The 18,263-nt window shown below is 69.3% G+C and carries 16 protein-coding genes; 8 read left to right on the forward strand and 8 right to left on the reverse strand.

The window, feature by feature from the left end:
• Positions 1 to 120: 120 nt before the first annotated feature.
• From LPC04_RS19565 to LPC04_RS19590, 6 genes are all read left to right on the forward strand, one after another.
• Complete coding sequence (locus tag LPC04_RS19565; protein WP_420854745.1) at positions 121 to 1,518, forward strand: MFS transporter; 1,398 nt, start codon at positions 121 to 123, stop codon at positions 1,516 to 1,518.
• A gap of 28 nt (positions 1,519 to 1,546) precedes the next feature.
• Positions 1,547 to 2,380, forward strand: a complete 834-nt coding sequence (locus tag LPC04_RS19570; protein WP_275683958.1) for a shikimate dehydrogenase family protein — start codon at positions 1,547 to 1,549, stop codon at positions 2,378 to 2,380.
• Positions 2,381 to 2,425: 45 nt separating this feature from the next.
• The gene (gene aroQ / locus LPC04_RS19575; RefSeq protein ID WP_275683959.1) at positions 2,426 to 2,869 is read left to right on the forward strand and encodes a type II 3-dehydroquinate dehydratase; all 444 of its coding nucleotides are present in this window, start codon (positions 2,426 to 2,428) and stop codon (positions 2,867 to 2,869) included.
• 108 nt (positions 2,870 to 2,977) lie between these two features.
• Positions 2,978 to 4,390 (forward strand): porin, encoded by a 1,413-nt coding sequence (locus LPC04_RS19580; RefSeq protein ID WP_275683960.1) that lies wholly within the window; start codon positions 2,978 to 2,980, stop codon positions 4,388 to 4,390.
• A gap of 60 nt (positions 4,391 to 4,450) precedes the next feature.
• Positions 4,451 to 5,347 (forward strand): VOC family protein, encoded by an 897-nt coding sequence (locus LPC04_RS19585; RefSeq protein ID WP_275683961.1) that lies wholly within the window; start codon positions 4,451 to 4,453, stop codon positions 5,345 to 5,347.
• Between the two features lie 18 nt (positions 5,348 to 5,365).
• Positions 5,366 to 6,274 (forward strand): sugar phosphate isomerase/epimerase family protein, encoded by a 909-nt coding sequence (locus LPC04_RS19590; RefSeq protein ID WP_275683962.1) that lies wholly within the window; start codon positions 5,366 to 5,368, stop codon positions 6,272 to 6,274.
• 24 nt (positions 6,275 to 6,298) lie between these two features.
• Here the strand turns inward: LPC04_RS19590 and LPC04_RS19595 are convergent, their stop codons facing one another.
• From LPC04_RS19595 to LPC04_RS19605, 3 genes are all read right to left on the reverse strand, one after another.
• Positions 6,299 to 7,111, reverse strand: a complete 813-nt coding sequence (locus tag LPC04_RS19595; RefSeq protein ID WP_275683963.1) for an iron-containing redox enzyme family protein — start codon at positions 7,109 to 7,111, stop codon at positions 6,299 to 6,301.
• A 114-nt stretch (positions 7,112 to 7,225) separates the two neighbouring features.
• A complete protein-coding gene (locus LPC04_RS19600; RefSeq protein ID WP_275683964.1) occupies positions 7,226 to 9,508 on the reverse strand; it encodes an ATP-binding protein in 2,283 nt (760 codons plus the stop codon).
• Between the two features lie 352 nt (positions 9,509 to 9,860).
• Positions 9,861 to 10,586, reverse strand: coding sequence for a FadR/GntR family transcriptional regulator (locus tag LPC04_RS19605; protein WP_275683965.1), 726 nt, complete (start codon positions 10,584 to 10,586; stop codon positions 9,861 to 9,863).
• A gap of 177 nt (positions 10,587 to 10,763) precedes the next feature.
• Between LPC04_RS19605 and garD the strand changes: the two genes are divergently transcribed.
• Positions 10,764 to 12,350: a galactarate dehydratase gene (gene garD / locus LPC04_RS19610; protein WP_275683966.1), complete on the forward strand. Its 1,587-nt coding sequence runs from the start codon at positions 10,764 to 10,766 to the stop codon at positions 12,348 to 12,350.
• A gap of 11 nt (positions 12,351 to 12,361) precedes the next feature.
• Here garD and LPC04_RS19615 read toward each other — a convergent pair whose 3' ends face one another.
• Genes LPC04_RS19615 through LPC04_RS19635 form a run of 5 tightly spaced genes read right to left on the reverse strand, consistent with a single transcriptional unit; the run spans position 12,362 to position 16,977 of the window.
• Positions 12,362 to 13,714 (reverse strand): TRAP transporter large permease, encoded by a 1,353-nt coding sequence (locus tag LPC04_RS19615; RefSeq protein ID WP_275683967.1) that lies wholly within the window; start codon positions 13,712 to 13,714, stop codon positions 12,362 to 12,364.
• A 10-nt stretch (positions 13,715 to 13,724) separates the two neighbouring features.
• Positions 13,725 to 14,210 carry a TRAP transporter small permease gene (locus LPC04_RS19620; protein WP_275683968.1) on the reverse strand — a complete coding sequence of 162 codons (486 nt, stop codon included), beginning with the start codon at positions 14,208 to 14,210 and terminating at the stop codon, positions 13,725 to 13,727.
• Positions 14,211 to 14,241: 31 nt separating this feature from the next.
• Entirely contained in the window at positions 14,242 to 15,231 is a 990-nt protein-coding gene (locus tag LPC04_RS19625) for a TRAP transporter substrate-binding protein (protein ID WP_275683969.1), read from the reverse strand.
• Positions 15,232 to 15,268: 37 nt separating this feature from the next.
• Complete coding sequence (locus LPC04_RS19630; RefSeq protein ID WP_275683970.1) at positions 15,269 to 16,162, reverse strand: SMP-30/gluconolactonase/LRE family protein; 894 nt, start codon at positions 16,160 to 16,162, stop codon at positions 15,269 to 15,271.
• Positions 16,159 to 16,977: an NAD-dependent epimerase/dehydratase family protein gene (locus LPC04_RS19635; protein ID WP_275683971.1), complete on the reverse strand. Its 819-nt coding sequence runs from the start codon at positions 16,975 to 16,977 to the stop codon at positions 16,159 to 16,161. The genes LPC04_RS19630 and LPC04_RS19635 overlap by 4 nt, the downstream gene beginning before the upstream one ends.
• A 276-nt stretch (positions 16,978 to 17,253) precedes the next feature.
• Between LPC04_RS19635 and kdgD the strand changes: the two genes are divergently transcribed.
• Entirely contained in the window at positions 17,254 to 18,165 is a 912-nt protein-coding gene (gene kdgD, locus LPC04_RS19640) for a 5-dehydro-4-deoxyglucarate dehydratase (protein ID WP_275683972.1), read from the forward strand.
• Positions 18,166 to 18,263: the final 98 nt, after the last annotated feature.

Here is an 18,263-nt window from a genome sequence, read left to right on the forward strand (position 1 = left end):
TCGATGATCGATCGTCTGGCCGCGACTGCCTATGGGAAAAAACCCGCGCGCTGCCTACATTCGGATCCAGAGACGGAGAGCACGCTCATCCGCCCGAGGCCCACACGAATGGAGACAAGCATGACGACCCAGGATCAGCACAGCCGGGAACAGACGCGCAAGGCGACCGCCAGCGGATGGATCGGCTCGGCACTCGAGTACTACGACTTCTTCATCTACGCGACCGCGGCGTCGCTGATCTTCCCGCAGATATTCTTTCCCAAGGGCAACGCCACCGCGGCGATCGTCGCGTCGCTGGCGACGTACGGGGTGGGGTATGTGGCGCGGCCGATCGGCGCGTTCTTCCTGGGCCACCTGGGCGACACCCACGGCCGCAAGCGCGTGCTGCTGATCTGCATGTTCGTGATGGGCTTCTCGACGATCGCCGTCGGCCTGCTGCCCACCTACGAGCAGGTCGGCCTGCTGGCCCCGCTGCTGCTGGTGGTGCTGCGGCTGATCCAGGGCTTCGCGGTGGCGGGCGAGATCTCGGGCGCCAGCTCGATGATCCTGGAGCACGCGCCCTTCGGACGGCGCGGCTTCTTCGCGAGCTTCACGCTGCAGGGCGTGCAGGCCGGCCAGATCCTGGCGGCCGCGGTCTTCCTGCCGCTGGCGCACTACATGCCGGAGGAGCAGTTCAATGCCTGGGGCTGGCGCGTGCCGTTCATCCTCAGCTTCGCGGTGATCGCGGTGGCGTTCGTCATCCGTCGCGAGGTCGAGGAGACGCCCGCGTTCGCGGCCGAGGCCCAGCGCGGCGACGTGCCGCGCGCGCCGGTCATCGAGGCCGTCAAGTACCACTGGGCCGACATGCTGCGCGTGATCTGCTGCTCGCTGATGAACGTGATCGCCGTCGTGGCCACGGTGTTCGGCGCGGCGTATGCGGTGCAGCCGGCCTACGGCATCGGCTTCAGCAAGTCGGTCTACCTCTGGATCCCGGTGCTGGGCAACATCATCGCGGTGCTGGTGATCCCGTTCGTCGGCAACCTCTCGGACAGGATCGGCCGCCGTCCGCCCATCATCTTCGGCGCGCTCGGCGCGGGGCTGCTGTCGTTCGGCTACCTGTACGCGATCAGCATCCACAGCGTGCCGCTGGCCATCGGGATGTCGCTGCTGATGTGGGGCGTCGTCTACCAGGGCTACAACGCGGTGTTCCCGAGCTTCTACCCGGAGCTGTTCCCGACCCGGGCGCGCGTGTCCGCGATGGCGATCTCGCAGAACATCGGCACGATGATCACCGCGATGCTGCCGGCCCTGTTCGCCGCCGTGGCGCCTCCGGGATCGAGCAACATCCCGCTGACGATCGGCGGCTTGACGCTGGTCACCACGCTGATCGCCGCGATCTCCGCCTGGAGCGCCCGCGAGACCTACCGCATGCCGCTGAAGGCGCTCGGCGAGCGCGGCGCGTCGCCCACGCCGAAGAGCGAATACGACCAGCAGCGCGAGGTCGTGATCTCGCAGTCGCGCTGGCGCAAGGCGGCCTGAACGCGTCCGTCCACTTCCGGAGCCATCCATGATCAGCGGCAAGACCACCCTCATCGCCCACATCGGCTTTCCCACCGAGAGCTTCAAGGCGCCGATGATCTACAACCCGTGGTTCGACAAGCACGGCATCGATGCGGCCGTCATCCCGATGGGCGTGCGCCCCGAGGACTTCGCGACGAGCCTGAAGGCGATCTTCCGCATGTCCAACGTGCGCGGCGCGCTCGTGACGATGCCGCACAAGGTGGTGGCCAACTCGCTGGTCGACGAGATCACGCCGACCGCGCGCATCGCCGGCGCCTCCAACGCGATCCTGCTGCGCCCGGACGGCACGCTGCTGGGCGACCAGTTCGACGGCGCCGGCTTCGTGCGCGGCATCGAGCGCAAGGGCCTGCGGCTCGCGGGCAAGCGGGTGCTGGTGTCGGGCAACGGCGGCGTGGGCTCGGCCATCGCGGCGTCGCTCGCGGCGGCGGGCGTCGCGCAGATGGCGCTCTACGACGGCCACGTGGCCTCGTCGCAGGCGCTCGCCGCGCGCCTGCGCGAGCACTACCCGCAGCTCGAGATCGGCACCGGTTCCAACGATCCGGCCGGCTTCGACCTGATCGTCAACGCCACGCCGCTGGGCATGAAGGAGGGCGACCCGCTGCCCTTCGACATGTCCCGCGTCGCGCCCACGACCTTCGTCGGCGAGGTCGTGATGAAGCAGGAGATGACGCCGCTGCTGCTGGCCGCGCAGGCCCGCGGCTGCCCGTTCCAGCTCGGCACCGACATGCTGTTCGAGATGATCCCGGCCTACCTCGAGTTCTTCGGCTTCGGCACCGCCACGCCGGAGGAACTGCGCGAGGTCGCGCAACTGCGCTACTGAACACAAGACAAGACCATCGGCCTTCGAGGTGCGAGGAGACAAGCCATGACGAGAATCCTGGTGCTGCATGGCATCAACCTGGACATGTTCGGCAAGCGCGACCCGGCGACGTACGGCAGCGCCACGCTGGCCGAGATCGACGAGCGCCTGCGCGCGCTCGGCCGCGAGCTGGACGTGGACGTGACCTGCTTCCACAGCAACATCGAAGGCGTGCTGTGCGAGCGCATCCACCAGGCGTTCAGGGACGCGGTCGACGCCGTCGTCATCAACGCCGGCGCGTGGACCCACTACAGCATCGGCATCCGCGACGCGCTGGCGATCCTGAAGGCGCCGGTCGTCGAGGTGCACATGTCCAACGTGCATGCGCGCGAGGAATTCCGCCACAGGTCGGTGTTCGCCGAGATCGTGCGCGGACAGATCTGCGGCTTCGGCATCGACAGCTATTTGTTGGGACTGCGCGCGGCGGCCTCCGCGGCGCGCCAGGCCTAGGTTTCCGGATTCAAGCAACACGCGCCGGGCGCGAAAGTGCCCCGGACAAGCCGCTGCATGGCGGCCTCGATTTCCCGTCCCACTAAAACCACCACCAGGAGACATTCGATGACCCCCAGCACCACGTCGTTCCGCTTGAACCAGGTCGCGGCCGCGCTCGTCGCGGCGGGCCTGTTCGCCGCCGCAGGCAGCGCGCGCGCCGACCAGCTCGCCGACCTGCAGGCCGCGCTCGCGAAGCTGCAGGCGCAGGTCGCCGAACTCCAGGCGCAGCGCGACGCCGACCAGCAGAAGGCCGCGGCGGCCGCGGCGGCGGCGCCCCCGCCGGCGCCGGCCGTGGTCGTCAACCCGCCGCCGGCCATCCCCTCGGCCACCGACATCGGCAACGCCTCGGCGCTGGTGCCCGTGCCGCGCCTGCTGCAGATCAAGACCAACGGCGGCAGCTTCATGGTCTACGGCGACGTCGACGAGTACGTCAACCACATGCACAGCAGCAGCGGCGCCAAGATCAACGCGCTGCAGGACGGCGCGCTGCTGCGCAGCCGGCTGGGCTTCACCGGCTCGAAGGACTTCGGCTCCGGCTACGGCGCCGCCTTCACGCTGGAGACGGGCCTGAACGCCACCAACGGCACCCAGGCCGACCAGCCCAACGCCGGCACGACCGGCCTGACCACCAGCGGCCGCCTGTTCGACCGCCAGGCCTGGGCCGGCCTGACCAACACGTCCTTGGGCGAGTTCCGCGTGGGCCGCCAGAACACCGACATCCAGGCCACCGGCAACTACATCGACTACACCGAGCGCAACCTGGGCTCGGTGGTCAACTCGTTCGGCGTGCCCTCGCGCTACGACGGCGACTTCGCGTATCTCTCGCCGCGCATCGCCGGGGTGCAGGTGGTGGCGCACTACGCCATCGGCGGCGGCGGCCAGCAGAACACGAGCACGTTCAACCAAGGCGTGATGCAGCTGCGCGCCGACTACGTCAACGGCCCGATCCGCGTCGCCTACTCGGGGCTGCTGGCCAAGGAGCCCAAGGGCACGGTCAACGGCGCCGAGGTCTACTACCACAGCGCGTATGCGAACTACGACTACGGCATGGGCACGATCTACGCGGTGTTCATCCGCTCGAACAACGGCGGCGGCGCGCTCAACAACACCGGCGGCAACGAGGTGGGCAACATCCCCAGCGTGGTCAACGGCAGCAATGCCACGGTGCACACGCCCTACGACATCTACCAGGTCTCGGCCGACTACCGGGTGAGCTCGACGCTGCGCGTGGGCGGCCTGTACGGCAAGATCCGCGACACGGTCAACTCCAGCGGCAGCGCCACGGGCTGGTCGGTGGGTGCGTACTGGCAGGCGTTCTCCAACTTCACGCTCTACGGCCTGATCGACGAGATGGACAACGACACGACCGGCTCGTTCGGGCTGGCGGGATCGGCCGGCCTGACCAAGAACTTCTCGGGCGCCAACCTCACCGGCCAGCGCATCACGGGCGTGCAGCTGGGCGGCCTGCTGCGCTTCTGATCGGTGGCCATGGCTGAAACTGTCCTACCATCGACCTCATCCCGACCCGAGGAGCTATCGATGACGTCTCCCGCACTCGACCGCGAACTCGCCACCGAGGCCAGCGACCCGATCGGACTCGATGGCATCGAGTTCATCGAATACACCACCCCGCGCCCGCAGGCGCTGGGCCAGGTGCTGGAGATGATGGGCTTCCGGCCGATCGCGCGCCACCGCTCGCGCGAGGTGACGCTGTATCGCCAGGGCGAGATGAACATCGTCGTCAACGCGAGCTCGCCGGCGCCGGTGGACAGCGAGGGCGAACTCGACGAGGCGCCGAAGATCGCCGCCATCGCGCTGCGCGTGCGCGACGCCGCGGCGGCCTATCGCCACGTGCTCGATCTCGGCGCGTGGGGCGTGCCGACGAAGGTGGAGGTGATGGAGCTCAACATCCCGGCGATCCACGGCGTCGGCGGCTCGCGCATCTACTTCGTCGACCGCTACCGCGAGTTCTCGATCTACGACGTCGACTTCACCGCCATCCCGACCGTCGACCAGAAGCCGCCGGCGCTCGCCGACATGCACTGGTTCGGCATCGTCCAGTACATCGGCAACGACCGCATGCAGGACTGGACGGCGTTCTACTCGATGCTGTTCGGCTTCGCCGTGCTGCCCGACGACCAGCGCTTCGGCGTGATGCCCAAGGGCCGCGTGCTCGTCGGACCGGGCAGCGCGCGCAGCCGCTTCTACGTGCAGCTGATCGAGCCCGAGCCGGGCATCCTCGACGCCAAGGGCACCGAGTGGATCGCGCGCATCGGGCTCGGCACGCCCGACCCGCGCGCCTGCGTGGCGGCGCTGCGCGAGCGCGGCATGGCCTTCGCGGAGACGCCGCACGTGCACTCGGACGAGCGCGGCGCGCTGACGCGCACGCAGCTGGGCAGCGTCGTCTTCGAGCTGGTGCGCGACGCGGCGCGCTGATCTTCACGGAGCCCTCTCATGACGCAAACCACCGGCCGCATCGACGACTTCGGCATGGACACGATCTCGCTGGCCGGCCCGCTGCCGCAGAAGCTGCAGGCCATCCGCGAGGCCGGCTTCACGCAGGTGATGCTGTCGGCGCGCGATCTCGTCGGCCACGAGGGCGGGCTGGACGCGGCGATCGCCGCCGTGCGCGCGAGCGGCCTGCGCGTCACCGGCTTCCAGGTGCTGCGCGACTTCGAAGGGCTCAGCGGCCAGATGCACGACTACAAGGTCGACATCGCCAAGTCCATGCTCGATCTGTGCGCGGCGGTCGGGGCCAAGGTGCTGCTCGTTTGTTCGTCGACGTCGGCGCACGCGAGCGGCGACCGCGACCTCATCGCGCGCGACCTGCGCAAGCTCGCGATGCTGGCGCTGCCGTACGGCATCCGCATCGCGTTCGAGGCCTTGTCGTGGGGCCGCTCGATCGAGCAGTTCCCGGACGCGTGGGACGTCATCTGCCGCGCCGACATGCCCAACCTCGGCCTGGGCCTGGACTCGTTCCACCTGCTCGCGACGCGCACGCCGCTGACCGAGCTGCAGTGGCTGGATCCGCAGCGCATCTTCCTCGTGCAGCTGGCGGACTTCATGTGGCAGGAGATCCGCTCCGTCGAGGAACGCATCTCGACCGCGCGCCACTTCCGCGTGTTCCCGGGCGAGGGCGCGCACAGCGCGGATGTCGCCACGCTGGTGGCGACGCTGCATGCGCAGGGCTACCGGGGCGACTTCAGCTTCGAGGTCTTCAACGACGATTACCAGCAGATCGCGCCGGCCGTCGTCGCGCGGCGCGCGCGCCAGGCGGCGAACTGGCTGGGCGAGGACATCCTGCGCCGCTCGGTGCCGCTGCCGGGCCTGATGCGGCTGCGCGAGGCGTCCGCGCGAGGCTGATCGCGCGCACGCCCCTGTCGTCGATCAGGCGACGTTGAGGCTGTCGAAGCCCAGCGTCGACGAGTTGGACGCGGTCTCGTCGAACGTGCCGTGGATGGACGCCATCATCGCGCTGTCCAGCGACAGCTCCATGTAGCGGTAGCTCGTCCTGATCGCCTGGCGGACATGGGCGATCTCGCGCGCGCTCGGGGCGTGGCCCAGCAGCGTCGCGACGATGTCGAGCGCCTCCCACGGATGCGTGTCGTCGTACTCGGCGTGCACCTTCAGCCAGCGCATCGCCGGCACGCGCACGTCGTCGGGCAGCGACCTGGCGTAGGTGTCCTGCGAGCACACGACGCACGACCATTCGCCGGTGGCGCCTTCGACGGCGTAGTTGGTGGCCGCGACGGCGACCGCGAGGTCGGCGCGGTCGCACACGTACCAGCACCAGTGCGCGAGGGCCTCGAGCTCCTCGATGTCCGAGCCCGTGCGCAGGTCGTTCAGCGTCAGGCCGGCCGCGCTGGACCAGGTCGCCCAGTGCTCCGCGTGCTTCTGCTCGACGCGGATGTTCTGGATCAGGTAGCGGCGCGCCATGTCCACGCCGGGGCCGTCGCCGTAGCCGGCCTTCTTGAGGTTCATGGCCATGAAGCGCGGGAACTGCTCGATCGTGGGCCAGATGCCTACCAGGAAGCGCTGCAGCGTCGGCAGCGGCAGCTTGGCGTCGCGCATCAGCGCGAACAATTCGTGATCGACCACGCGGCGCTTGTGCGGCGTCGTCTCGTGGACGACGCGTTGCAGCCAGACCGGATAGCTGCCGATGCTCTTGAGGTCACCGGTGCGGCGAAATGCGTTTGACATGGATCTCCTAGCGTGCACGTTGATGGACAGGCTCGCTCGAGTCCGCCGTCCCTGTCGGCGGCGCGAGCCTCGGGCCGGGTCGTCGCGTCCCCTGTGATCGCGACGGTCCGGATTTCAGGCGAAGGCGTCCTGGCAGTGCGCGTCCAGCACCGCCAGCACCTCCTCGAAATTGATCGGCTTGGTCAGGTAGCTCTCGAAGCCGCTGGCCATGGCCGCGCGGATCTGCTCGGGCAACGCGTCGGCCGACAGCGCGACGAGCCGCACTTCCCGCGTCGCGCGATCGCGGCGCAGCTCGCGCGCGAGCTCGATGCCGGTCATGTCGCCGAGGTTCATGTCGACCAGCATCAGGTCCGGCGGATCCAGGCGGGCGCTCGCCAGCGCGCTCGCGCCGCTGCTCGCCACGCGCAGAGATACCCCCTGGCGCATGCCAACGAGCTGGCGCACCAGCTCCGCGTTGACCTCGTCGTCTTCCGCATACAGCACGGAGAGCGCCGCAGTCTGCCGCGCCGTCGACCGCCCCGCGCACGCCGTGTCGCAGGGTGCGGCGGGCGCATTCGCGATGCCCAGCTTCAGGCTCGCGCACGTCCCGACGCCGAAGGTGCTGCTGACGCTCAGCGTGCCGCCCATCATCTCCGCGAGCTGGCGCGACAGCACGAGGCCGATGCCGGTGCCCTCGACCGCCGACGTCTCGGCGCCGAGCCGGTTGAACGGCTGGAACAGGCTGGCCAGGCGATCCGAGGGGATACCAATGCCGGTATCGGTGATCAGGATCTCGCACTCGAAGCGGCTGCGCTTCCACGTCAGTGCGACGCGGCCGCCCGGCCGGTTGTATTTCACGGCATTGCTCAGCAGGTTGACCAGCACCTGCCGCAGCCGCACCGGATCCGCCTTGACCCAGACCTCGCCCGGCGGCATGGCGCGGACATCGCCGCGCGGGCCCGGTTCGGACTCGGGCAGTTCGGTCGCCAGGAAGACCTCGATGCCCGCCTTCGTGACCAGCGGCGACACCATCGTCGCGGCCTCCTCGATGGCACGCGGCAGGTGCACCGCCTCCGACGAGACGGACATCTCGCCGGACTCGATGCGCGACAGGTCGAGCACGTCGTTGACGAGCGCGAGCAGGTGGCCGCCGGCGTTCTCGATGTGCTGGACGCGCTCGAGCTGCTGCGTCGACAGCGGCTTGACGGTGTCCAGCCGCAGCAGCGTCGAGAAGCCGATGACGGCGTTGAGCGGCGTGCGCAGCTCGTGGCTCATGCGCGAGAGGAAATCCGTCTTCGCCTTGTCCGAGGCCTCGAGCGCCTCGTGGGCACGCCGCTCGGCGTCGGCCACGATGCGCACGGTGATGTCGCGCAGCACGATGGTCGTCAATACCCCCTGGGCCATCTGCAGCCGCGACAACGAGGCCTCGATCGGGAAGGCGCGGCCGTCGCGCTTGCGGCCCGTCAGGGCGTGGAGCGACCCCGTCCCCGGCGCGGCCTTGGGCGCGTCGCCCGCCAGAGGCAGTTGCTCGATGAAGCGATCGATGGAGCTGCCCATCGCCTCGCCCGCCGCGACGCCGAACATCGCCTCGGCGGCCTCGTTGAACAGGATGATCCGGCGATGCTCGTCGACGCTGACCACGCCCTCGGTGACCGCGTGCATCAGGCGCTCCATCCGCAGCTCGGACGCGGCCTGCAGGCGGATGCTCCGGCGCACGAAGACGAGTCCCGAGATCATCAGCAGCACGGCGATGCAGGTGTTGAGCGCGAGCAGCAGCTCCTGCGTGGTGCGCGACGCCTCGCCGAGCTGGGCCGAGAACGCGCTGGTGAGGAGGGTCAGGCGATCGTTCAGGACGGGCGACTGCGCCAGCATGGCCTCGACCGCCGGCGCCTGCGAATCGCCGGCCTGTATGCGCTCATGGGCCTTGCCGACGAGCGTGCGCAACTGCGCGATCGTGCGGTCGCCTTCCGTCCAGGTCGCGATCGTCCTCGACATGAACGGGACGTGCTGGAACCAGCGGAACATCCGGATCAGGCCGTCGATGTCGTCGGGGTGGTTGCCGCCGGCCAGGAATCCTTGCCGGGCGGCCGCGATGTCGGGCTCGTCGCGTTGAAGGGCCTCGCGCGCGGCGCGGTCGCCCAGCGGAATGGCCAGCGCCGACATGAAGCGCTGGTAGTCGAGCTCCTGGCGCTTGCCGGCGTATTCCAGCAGGAAGATCTGCGCGTCCTTCTGCGACTTCGAGTACAGGCTCTCGCCGGCCACGTAGGCCCGCACGGTCGACAGCAACTGGATGCTGATCGCGGCCACCGAGGCCTGCAGCACCGTCATCGCGACGAACACGGCGACGATCGGCCAGTACCGGGGCAGGCTGGGTATCGAACGGATCTTGTTGACGCTCATCAGGAGGAGGACACACACCGTCGACGCGTCACTTGACAGCTCGTTCAGGAGACGCGTCGTATCGGCTCACGACTGGGGGATTGCCGCCTCTTGGACGACCGAATCGAGCTGTCGGAATCGTGACGGAGTCCACGTGACTTGGGAAGTCGTGAACGGCCTCGCAGACTGTGGGGAAATCTGGACGTGTGCTCGACGGGCCGCGTCGGCATGGTCGCGCTCGCATCGTCGTGTGCGATCAGCGCGCGCACGAGGGGCCGCAGCAGGGGATGCTTTCCCGCTGCCGATCGGACATGGACAGAACAATGGATTACTTGTCCGTCATCGTACAACGAACGTCGGTCTGCTCTCGGCCATCCGCCCCGCTGGGCGCTCAGCGAGGCTCGGTCTGCGAGCGGCGGCGGCGTTCGCGGCTGTTGGCCAGGTGGGTGCGCATGGCCGCGCGCGCGCCCTCGGCGTCCTGGCTGGCGATCGCGTCGAAGATGCTCTCGTGCTCGCCGTTGACGCGGCGCAGGTATTCGCGGCGCTCGTCGGTCATCGCCTGCGCCGGCTCGAGGCGGGCGCGGGGGATGATGCGGCTGCCGAGCGTGGTCATCAGGTCGGCGAAGTGGTCGTTCTGCGTGGCACGCGCCACTTCCTGGTGGAACAGGAAGTCGGCGGCGACCGCATCGCTGCCATGCTCCAACGCAAGAGCGAGCGCGTCGAGCGCCTTGCGCATGGCCGCCAGGTTGGCCTCCGTGCGGCGTTGCGCGGCCAGCGCGGCCGCCTCGGTCTCGAGGCCGATGCGCAACTCGAGCACGGCCACGACGTCCTGCAGCGTCGCGTACTGTTCGCGGCTGATCTTGAAGCCGGCGTCGTCGCCGAGCCCGAGCACGAAGGTGCCGATGCCGTGGCGGGTCTCGACCAGGCCCGAGGCCTGGAGCTTGGACAGGGCTTCGCGCACCACGGTGCGGCTGACCTCGAACTCCGCCATGATCGCGGCCTCGGTCGGCATCTTGATGCCGACGGGCAGGCGGCCATCCCGGATACGTTCGCTGAGCGAGGACACGAGCTCGAGCGCCAGCGAGCGGGGTCGGCGGCGTGCTTCTGCTGTACTCATGACTTGGGATTTACACCGATCATCCGCCGCGCGGAAAGCAGAGAGTTCATAATCTCGTTGTACGACAACCGACGACAGACTGCAAGCAAATTACGTGGGAACTGTACCAACATTGCGCCCGCCGAGCCGCGGACGCGAGAGGTGCGCCGGCCCGCGAACGGTTCCGACAGGACAGCGATGACAGACACCCCCGGCCGACCGCCGCTCACCATCCGCATGCACGCCGCCGACAACGTGGCCATCGTCGCCAACGACGGCGGACTGTCCCCGGGCACCGTGTTGCCCGCGGGCGTGCCCGGCGCCGGCGTCACGCTGCGCGACAAGGTGCCGCAAGGCCACAAGGTCGCGCTGGTCGACCTCGCCGAGGGCGCGGCCATCCTGCGCTACAACGTGCCCATCGGCTACGCGTTGAAGCCGATCCCTGCCGGAAGCTGGGTGCACGAGCGGCTGATCCGGATGCCCGCCGCGCGCGAGCTCGAAGGCCTGCCGATGGCCTCCGTCGAGGCGGCGCCCGTCGAAGCGCTGGCGGGCTACACGTTCGAGGGCTATCGCAACGCCGATGGTTCGGTCGGCACGCGCAACATCCTGGCGATCACGACGACCGTGCAGTGCGTGGCCGGCGTCGTCGCGGTGGCCGTCGCGCGCATCAAGGCGGAGCTGCTGCCGCTGTATCCGCACGTCGACGACGTCGTCGGCCTCGAGCACACGTACGGCTGCGGCGTGGCCATTGACGCGCCCGGTGCCGAGATCCCGATCCGCACGCTGCGCAACATCTCGCTGAACCCGAACTTCGGCGGCGAGGTGATGGTGGTGAGCCTGGGTTGCGAGAAGCTGCAGCCGGATCGCCTGCTGCCGCCCGGCAGCTTCCCGATCGCCGACGAGCGCGATGCCGCGCTGGGGCCCGAGACGGTATGCCTGCAGGCCGACAGCCATGTGGGCTTCATGTCCATGATCGAGGACATCGTCGCCAGCGCCGGGCCGCACCTCGCGCGCCTGGACGCGCGCCGGCGCGAGACCGTGCCGGCCAGCGAGCTGGTCGTCGGCGTCCAGTGCGGCGGCAGCGATGCGTTCTCGGGCGTCACCGCGAATCCGGCCGTCGGCTTCTGCGCGGACCTGCTGGTGCGCGCGGGCGCGACCATCATGTTCAGCGAGAACACGGAGGTGCGCGACGCCGTCGACCAGCTCACCAGCCGCGCGGCGACGCCGGCCGTCGCCGAGGCGATCGTGCGCGAGCTCGGTTGGTACGACCGCTACCTGGATCGCGGCCGCGTCGACCGCGCCGCCAACACGACGCCCGGCAACAAGGCCGGCGGGCTGTCCAACATCGCGGAAAAGGCGATGGGCTCCATCGTCAAGAGCGGCTCGTCGGCGATCTCGCACGTGCTGTCGCCGGGCGAGAAGCTGCGCCGCGACCAGCGCGGGCTCGTCTATGCGGCCACGCCGGCCAGCGACTTCATCTGCGGCACGCTGCAGCTGGCCGCGGGCATGAACCTGCATGTGTTCACGACGGGGCGCGGCACGCCCTACGGCCTCGCGCAATGCCCGGTGGTCAAGGTGGCGACGCGCAGCGACCTGGCGCGGCGCTGGAACGACCTGATGGACGTCAACGCGGGCCGCATCGCCGACGGCGAGGCGACGATCGCCGACATGGGCTGGGAGCTGTTCCACCTGCTGCTGTCGGTGGCCAGCGGAAAGAAGACCTGGGCCGAGCACTGGAAGCTGCACAACGCGCTGGTGCTGTTCAATCCGGCGCCGGTGACCTGAACCGGGCCGGCTCAGAACACCGGATGGCCCGTGATGGCGGCCGGCAGCCAGGTGGAGAACGACGGCACGTAGGTCACGAGGTTGATCGCCACCCAGATCGCCAGGTAGTACGGCCAGGCGGTGCGCGTGGCCTGGCCCATCGAGATCTCGCCGATCGCGCAGCCGACGAACTGCACGGTGCCCACCGGCGGGTGCACGAGGCCCAGTGCGCAGTTGAGCAGCAGCATCATCCCGAACTGCACCGGGCCGACGCCCATCTGGATGGCCAGCGGCAGGAACAGCGGCGTCGTGATCAGGATGTGCGCGGCCATGTCGAGGAACATGCCGAGGATGATCTGGATGATGTTGATGTACAGCAGCATCAGCCACGGATGGTGCGTGGCGCCCAGCAACAGGTCGTTGATGCTCTCGGGGATCTCGAGGTAGGCCATCTGCCAGCGCAGCATGTTGGACACGCCGATCAGCAGCAGGATCACGCCGGTCGTGCGCGCCGCCTTGCCGAGCGCGTGCCACAGCTTCTGGCGCGTCAGCGAGCGGTAGACGACGGTGGTGAGCAGCAGCGACCACGTCACCGCGATCGCCGCGGCCTCGGTGGCGGTGGTGACGCCGCCCATCACGCAGGCCAGGATGATGACGATGATGGCCAGGCCCGGCAGCGACGCGATGCCGGTGCGCGCGACCGTGCCCCAGCCCGGGAACATGCGGATCATCGAGCTGCCGTCCTCGCGCTTCGGATAGCCGCAGCGCACCGCCTGCCAGTACGCGGCCACCAGCATGCACACCATGATCCAGAACACCGGCACCAGGCCGGCGAACATCAGGTCGCCGATCGACACGCCCTTGATCGTGTTGCCCGCGATCTCGCCCGCGGCGGCCTGCGCCGCGAACGCGTAGATGATCATGTTGTGCGAGGTGGGCATCAGCGCGCCGGCCAGCGACGCGTGCGTGGTGACGTTGACGGCGTAGTCGGCGCCGTAGCCCTCGCGCTTCATCAGCGGGATCATCACGCCGCCCATCGCGGAGGTGTCGGCCACCGGCGAGCCCGAGACGCCGCCGAACAGCGTCGACGCGAGCACGTTGGCGAGGCCGAGCCCGCCGCGCACGTGGCCCGTGAGGCTGCGCGCGAAGTTCATGATGCGGTCGGCCACGCCGCCATGCAGCATCAGCTCGCCCGAGAAGATGAAGAACGGGATCGCGAGGAACGAGAACACGTTCATGCCCGAGACCATCATCTGCACGGCCGTGGCGATGGGCAGGCCTTCGGAGAAGAACGCGGCGAGGCAGGCGAGGCCGATGGCGAAGGCCACCGGCACGCCCAGCAGCAGCAGGACGACGAACGTGGAGCAGAGCAGGGTCAGGGCCATGGCGTTCGGGTCACTCTTCGTCTTCGGGCTCGGGCATGCGCCGCAGCATGCGATCGATCGAGAACAGCGCGATGAGCGCGCCGGCGACGATCAGCGGCAGGTAGCGCCACGCCTCGGAGATCCCCAGCGTGGGGATCTGGTTGTCGTGCGTGGACTTCGCCATCTCCCAGGCGCCGTACAGGATCACCAGCGAGAACGTCAGCGTCGACAGCGCCACCAGCCGCGCGATCCAGTGCCGAACGACCGGCGGGAAGCGGTTGACGACGGAGTCCAGGCCGATGTGGCCGGCGTCGTGCGCCACCGCGGCGGCGCCGAACATCGACACCGAGATCACCAGCAGCAGCGCCAGCTGCTCGACGTAGGGCGGCGCGTCGTTGAACACGTAGCGCATCACCACGCCGTACAGCACGACCATGCCCAGGCCCGCCAGGCACAGGCGCGCGATCACGAGCACGACGGCGGTGAGGCGGGCGTTGAGGTGGGCGAGCCAGGTCATGTCGGTTCCGGTGCGGCGCGGGCCCTGCGGCCTACTTGGCGTTGACGATCTCGGTGACCACGCTGCGGATCTCCGGCGTGGACATGTACTTGTCCCACACCGGCTTCTCGGCGTCCATGAAACCCTTGCGGTCGATCTCCGAGGCCGGGATGATCTTCGCGCCGGCCTTGAGCACCGAGGCGCGGGCCGCGGTCTCCTTGGCCACCCACAGCGTCTGGTAGTAGGGCACCGATTCCTTGGCCGACTTGCGGATCGCGGCCTGCTCGTCGGGGCTCAGCGTGTCCCACACCTTCTTGGAGAAAACCAGCACCTCGGGCGACATCACGTGCTGCGTCTCGGAGAACACCGGCGCCGACTCGTAGTGCTTCATCTCGTCGTAGGACGGGATGTTGTTCTCGGCGGCGTCGAGCAGGCCCGTCTTCAAGCCCGTGTAGACCTCCGCGAACGGCATCGGCGTGGGCGACGCGCCGACCGCGGTGATCAGGTTGACCCACAGGTCGGACGGCTGCACGCGCACCTTCAGGCCCTTCATGTCGGCCACGCTGCGAATCGGCTTCTTGGCGTACATCGAGCGCGCGCCGCTCTCGTACAGCGCCAGGCCGATGAAGCCGGCCTTCTCGAACGCGGCCAGCACCTTGTCGCCCTGTGGGCCATACATGGTCTTGCGGAAGTGGTCCATGTCGCGGAACAGGAAGGGCAGCGACGGGATCATCGACTCGGGCACGATGCCGTGGAAGGCCGCGCTGTTGACGCGCACCATGTCGAGCGCGCCGATCTTGACCTGTTCGACCGTGTCCTTCTCGGAGCCGAGCGCGCCGTCGGCGAAGACCTTGATCTTGTCCTTGCCGCCGGTGTTCTTCGACAGCTGGTCGCCCATGTACTTCACGGCCAGCGTGGTGGGGTAGTCCTTGACGTGGATGTCGGCGGAGCGGAACTCGCGCGCGTGCGCGGCCGTGCCCGCGAGCGCGACGGCGGCGGCCAGCGCCAGCGAGCGGAACGAGAAGATCTTGCGTGAGGTCATCGTGGTCTCCGGTTGTCGTCTTGTGTGCTTGTCGTGGTCAGCGCGGTGGCTGGAAGGGCGTCTCGGCCAGGCCCTGCGTGCCGGGGCGCAGCGCGAACACCTCGCCGGCCAGCGCGATGTCGTCGCCCTGCGGATTCGCCGGCTGGATGGAGGTGACGTAGAGCGTGTCGAGTGCGTCGCCGCCGAAGCTGCACATCGAGGGCTTGCTGACCGGCACCTCGAGGACGCGGTCGACGCGGCCGTCTGGCGTGAAGCGCAGCACGCGGCCGCCGTCGTTGGCGCAGATCCAGTAGCCGCCGTCGACGTCGATCGCCGCGCCGTCGGGGCGGCCGGGCTGGTCGTGCAGGTCGGCGACGAGGCGATGCGGGCCCACCGTGCCGTCCTCGGCCAGCGGCGCGTGCCAGATGCATTGCGACAGCGGATGGCTGTCGCTCCACCAGACGCCGCGGCCGTCGGGGTCGAACGCGAGGCCGTTGGGCGTGTACATGCGGGCGATCGGCAGCTCGTGCAGCACCTCGGCGTCGAGCCTGTGCATGCGGCCGGCCGCGACGTTGGCCGCCATGTCGCGCACCATCGTGCCGACCCAGAAGCGGCCGGTGCGGTCGCAGCGGCCGTCGTTGAAGCGCATGTCGGGGCGCTCGTGGCGCGCGGTCGCGAGCGTGGCCAGCGTGAACGCGCCATCGAGGCCGAGCGCGGCATGCACGATGCGCGTCTCGAGCGCGGCGACGAGGCCGCCGTCGGCGTGCAGCGCGAGGCAGGCCACGCGTTCCGGCAGCGTCCACGACTGCAGCTCGCCGCCGATCAGGCGCCGGATGGCGCGAGCCTCGATGTCGACCCAGTAAAGCGCACGTTCCGCCGCGTGCCACAGCGGGCTCTCGCCGACGCGGTCGCGGTGGCCCGGGCGCACGCGTTCCGCGCGCGAGGAGGTCATCGCGCGGGCCCCTGCTTCACGAAGGCGCCGCCCTGGTAGATGACGGCGGGGTCGGCCGGATCGCCCGGCGGCGTGTCGCGCTCGATCTGCGCGGCGAACGGCGCGGAGCTGTCGCGCGGCACGTAGCCGATGTGGGCGGCGCTCGCGTTGTCCCACCAGACCTGCGGATTGGCGCTGACGCCGCAGATCGTGGTGTGGCCCACGTCCTTCGCAGTCAGCGCGGCCAGCACCAGGCGCTCCAGGTCGTCGAAGCTCATCCAGGTGTGCAGCATGCGGCGATCGCGCGGCGTGGCGAACGACGAGCCGATGCGCAGGCTCACCGTCTCGATGCCGTGGCGGTCGAAGTACAGCTGCGCGACGTCCTCGCCGAAGGCCTTGGACAGTCCGTAGAAGCCGTCAGGCTTCGGTGGCGCGTTGGCGGGGATCACCTCGTCCTGGCGGTAGAAGCCGGTGACGTGGTTGGAGCTGGCGAACACCACGCGCTTCACGCCTTGCTTGCGCGCGGCCTCGTACAGGTTGTAGGTGCCGACGATGTTGGCCGGCAGGATCGCCGCCCACGGTTGTTCGGTGGACACGCCGCCCAGGTGGACGACCGCGTCGACGCCGTGCAGCAGCGCCAGCATCGCATCCGCGTCGGCCAGGTCGGCGGGCCGCGTTTCCTCCCGCGGCGCGGCATCGCCGAGCGGCGCGACGTCCGACAGCCGCAGGATCTCGCAATGGGCCGGCAGGCGACGACGCAGCTCGCGCCCGAGCCCGCCGGCGGCGCCGGTCAGCAGCAGGCGGTGGAACTTGGCGGCGGGGGCGGTCGAGGCCATGGCAGTCGTCTTGTCTCGGTTGCAAGCTCTTTGGCCTGTCATATGTTGTCGTACAACTTGGATAACTGTAGGGGCGGATGTTCGGCCACGATACAGGGATTACACCGAGGCTCTGCGCTCGCGGGCGCGGCGCCCGGCGGCCTGGCGCGGGTGTGCGGGCTTTCCCGAGGTTTCCTGTCGCGTCATTGTTATACGATGACTGACAACAAAGGATCGCATATTGATCCGACAGCGGAGGCCTCGCGACGGCCCTCGACACCGCGGAGACAAACACGAATGACCCCAGAAGAGCTCAAGTCCGTGCTGCAGGCCGGCTTGCTGTCGTTCCCCCTGACCGACTTCGACGCCGACCTGCGCTTCGCACCGGGCTCCTATGCGGCGCGCCTGGAATGGCTGCAGCCCTATGGCGCCTCGGTGCTGTTCGCCGCCGGCGGCACCGGCGAATTCTTCTCGCTGGAGCCGCGCGAGTTCTCCGACGTGGTCCGCGTGGCGCTGGACACCTGCCGCGGCCGCACGCCCATCGTGGCGGGCGCCGGCGGCGGCACGACCCTGGCGATCCAGTACGCGCAGGAGGCCGAGCGCCTGGGCGCGCAAGGCGTCCTGCTGCTGCCGCACTACCTCACCGAGGCCAGCCAGGCCGGGCTCGTGGCGCATGTGGAGGCGGTCTGCCGCAGCGTGAGGATCGGCGTGATCGTCTACAACCGCGGCGCCTGCCGCCTCGCTCCGGCGTCGCTGCAGGTGCTCGCGCAGCGCTGCCCCAACCTCGTGGGCTTCAAGGACGGCGTGGGCGACATCGAGAAGTTCGTGGCCGTGCGCCAGACGCTGGGCGACCGCTTCGCCTACCTCGGCGGCCTGCCCACGGCGGAGGTGTTCGCCGGTGCGTACAAGGCGATGGGCTGCCCGGTCTACTCGTCGGCCGTCTTCAACTTCGCGCCGCGCATGGCCATGGATTTCTACCAGGCGCACGCGGCCGGCGACGTCGCCGCCTGCGACGCGCTGATCCGCAGCTTCTTCCTGCCCTACGTCGCGCTGCGCAATCGCGGCGAGGGCTACGCGGTGTCCATCGTGAAGGCGGGCGCGACGATCGTCGGGCATTCGGCCGGACCCGTGCGACCGCCGCTTTCCGACCTGCAGCCCGACGAGTTCGAACAGTTGCGCGCGTTGATCTCGACGCTCGGCCCCCAGTAGACGAACGACTTGCCAGAGTGCGCGGCCGAGGCGTCGCGCGGGGCGACCACGCCCGTTCCAACCGTGTTCGACAACCACCCACAGACCGCACCAGGTCA

Origin of the sequence: Scleromatobacter humisilvae (assembly GCF_023231945.1) — a bacterium.
Classification (GTDB): Bacteria; Pseudomonadota; Gammaproteobacteria; order Burkholderiales; family Burkholderiaceae_C; genus Scleromatobacter; species Scleromatobacter humisilvae.

Excerpts from the sequence above, each read along its gene's own strand:
- LPC04_RS19565 (WP_420854745.1), top strand. The coding sequence starts at position 121 with ATGACGACCCAGGATCAGCACAGCCGGGAACAGACGCGCAAGGCGACC.
- LPC04_RS19570 (WP_275683958.1), top strand. The coding sequence starts at position 1,547 with ATGATCAGCGGCAAGACCACCCTCATCGCCCACATCGGCTTTCCCACC.
- aroQ (WP_275683959.1), top strand. The coding sequence starts at position 2,426 with ATGACGAGAATCCTGGTGCTGCATGGCATCAACCTGGACATGTTCGGC.
- LPC04_RS19580 (WP_275683960.1), top strand. The coding sequence starts at position 2,978 with ATGACCCCCAGCACCACGTCGTTCCGCTTGAACCAGGTCGCGGCCGCG.
- LPC04_RS19585 (WP_275683961.1), top strand. The coding sequence starts at position 4,451 with ATGACGTCTCCCGCACTCGACCGCGAACTCGCCACCGAGGCCAGCGAC.
- LPC04_RS19590 (WP_275683962.1), top strand. The coding sequence starts at position 5,366 with ATGACGCAAACCACCGGCCGCATCGACGACTTCGGCATGGACACGATC.
- LPC04_RS19595 (WP_275683963.1), bottom strand. The coding sequence starts at position 7,111 with ATGTCAAACGCATTTCGCCGCACCGGTGACCTCAAGAGCATCGGCAGC.
- LPC04_RS19605 (WP_275683965.1), bottom strand. The coding sequence starts at position 10,586 with ATGAGTACAGCAGAAGCACGCCGCCGACCCCGCTCGCTGGCGCTCGAG.
- garD (WP_275683966.1), top strand. The coding sequence starts at position 10,764 with ATGACAGACACCCCCGGCCGACCGCCGCTCACCATCCGCATGCACGCC.
- LPC04_RS19615 (WP_275683967.1), bottom strand. The coding sequence starts at position 13,714 with ATGGCCCTGACCCTGCTCTGCTCCACGTTCGTCGTCCTGCTGCTGCTG.
- LPC04_RS19620 (WP_275683968.1), bottom strand. The coding sequence starts at position 14,210 with ATGACCTGGCTCGCCCACCTCAACGCCCGCCTCACCGCCGTCGTGCTC.
- LPC04_RS19625 (WP_275683969.1), bottom strand. The coding sequence starts at position 15,231 with ATGACCTCACGCAAGATCTTCTCGTTCCGCTCGCTGGCGCTGGCCGCC.
- LPC04_RS19630 (WP_275683970.1), bottom strand. The coding sequence starts at position 16,162 with ATGACCTCCTCGCGCGCGGAACGCGTGCGCCCGGGCCACCGCGACCGC.
- LPC04_RS19635 (WP_275683971.1), bottom strand. The coding sequence starts at position 16,977 with ATGGCCTCGACCGCCCCCGCCGCCAAGTTCCACCGCCTGCTGCTGACC.
- kdgD (WP_275683972.1), top strand. The coding sequence starts at position 17,254 with ATGACCCCAGAAGAGCTCAAGTCCGTGCTGCAGGCCGGCTTGCTGTCG.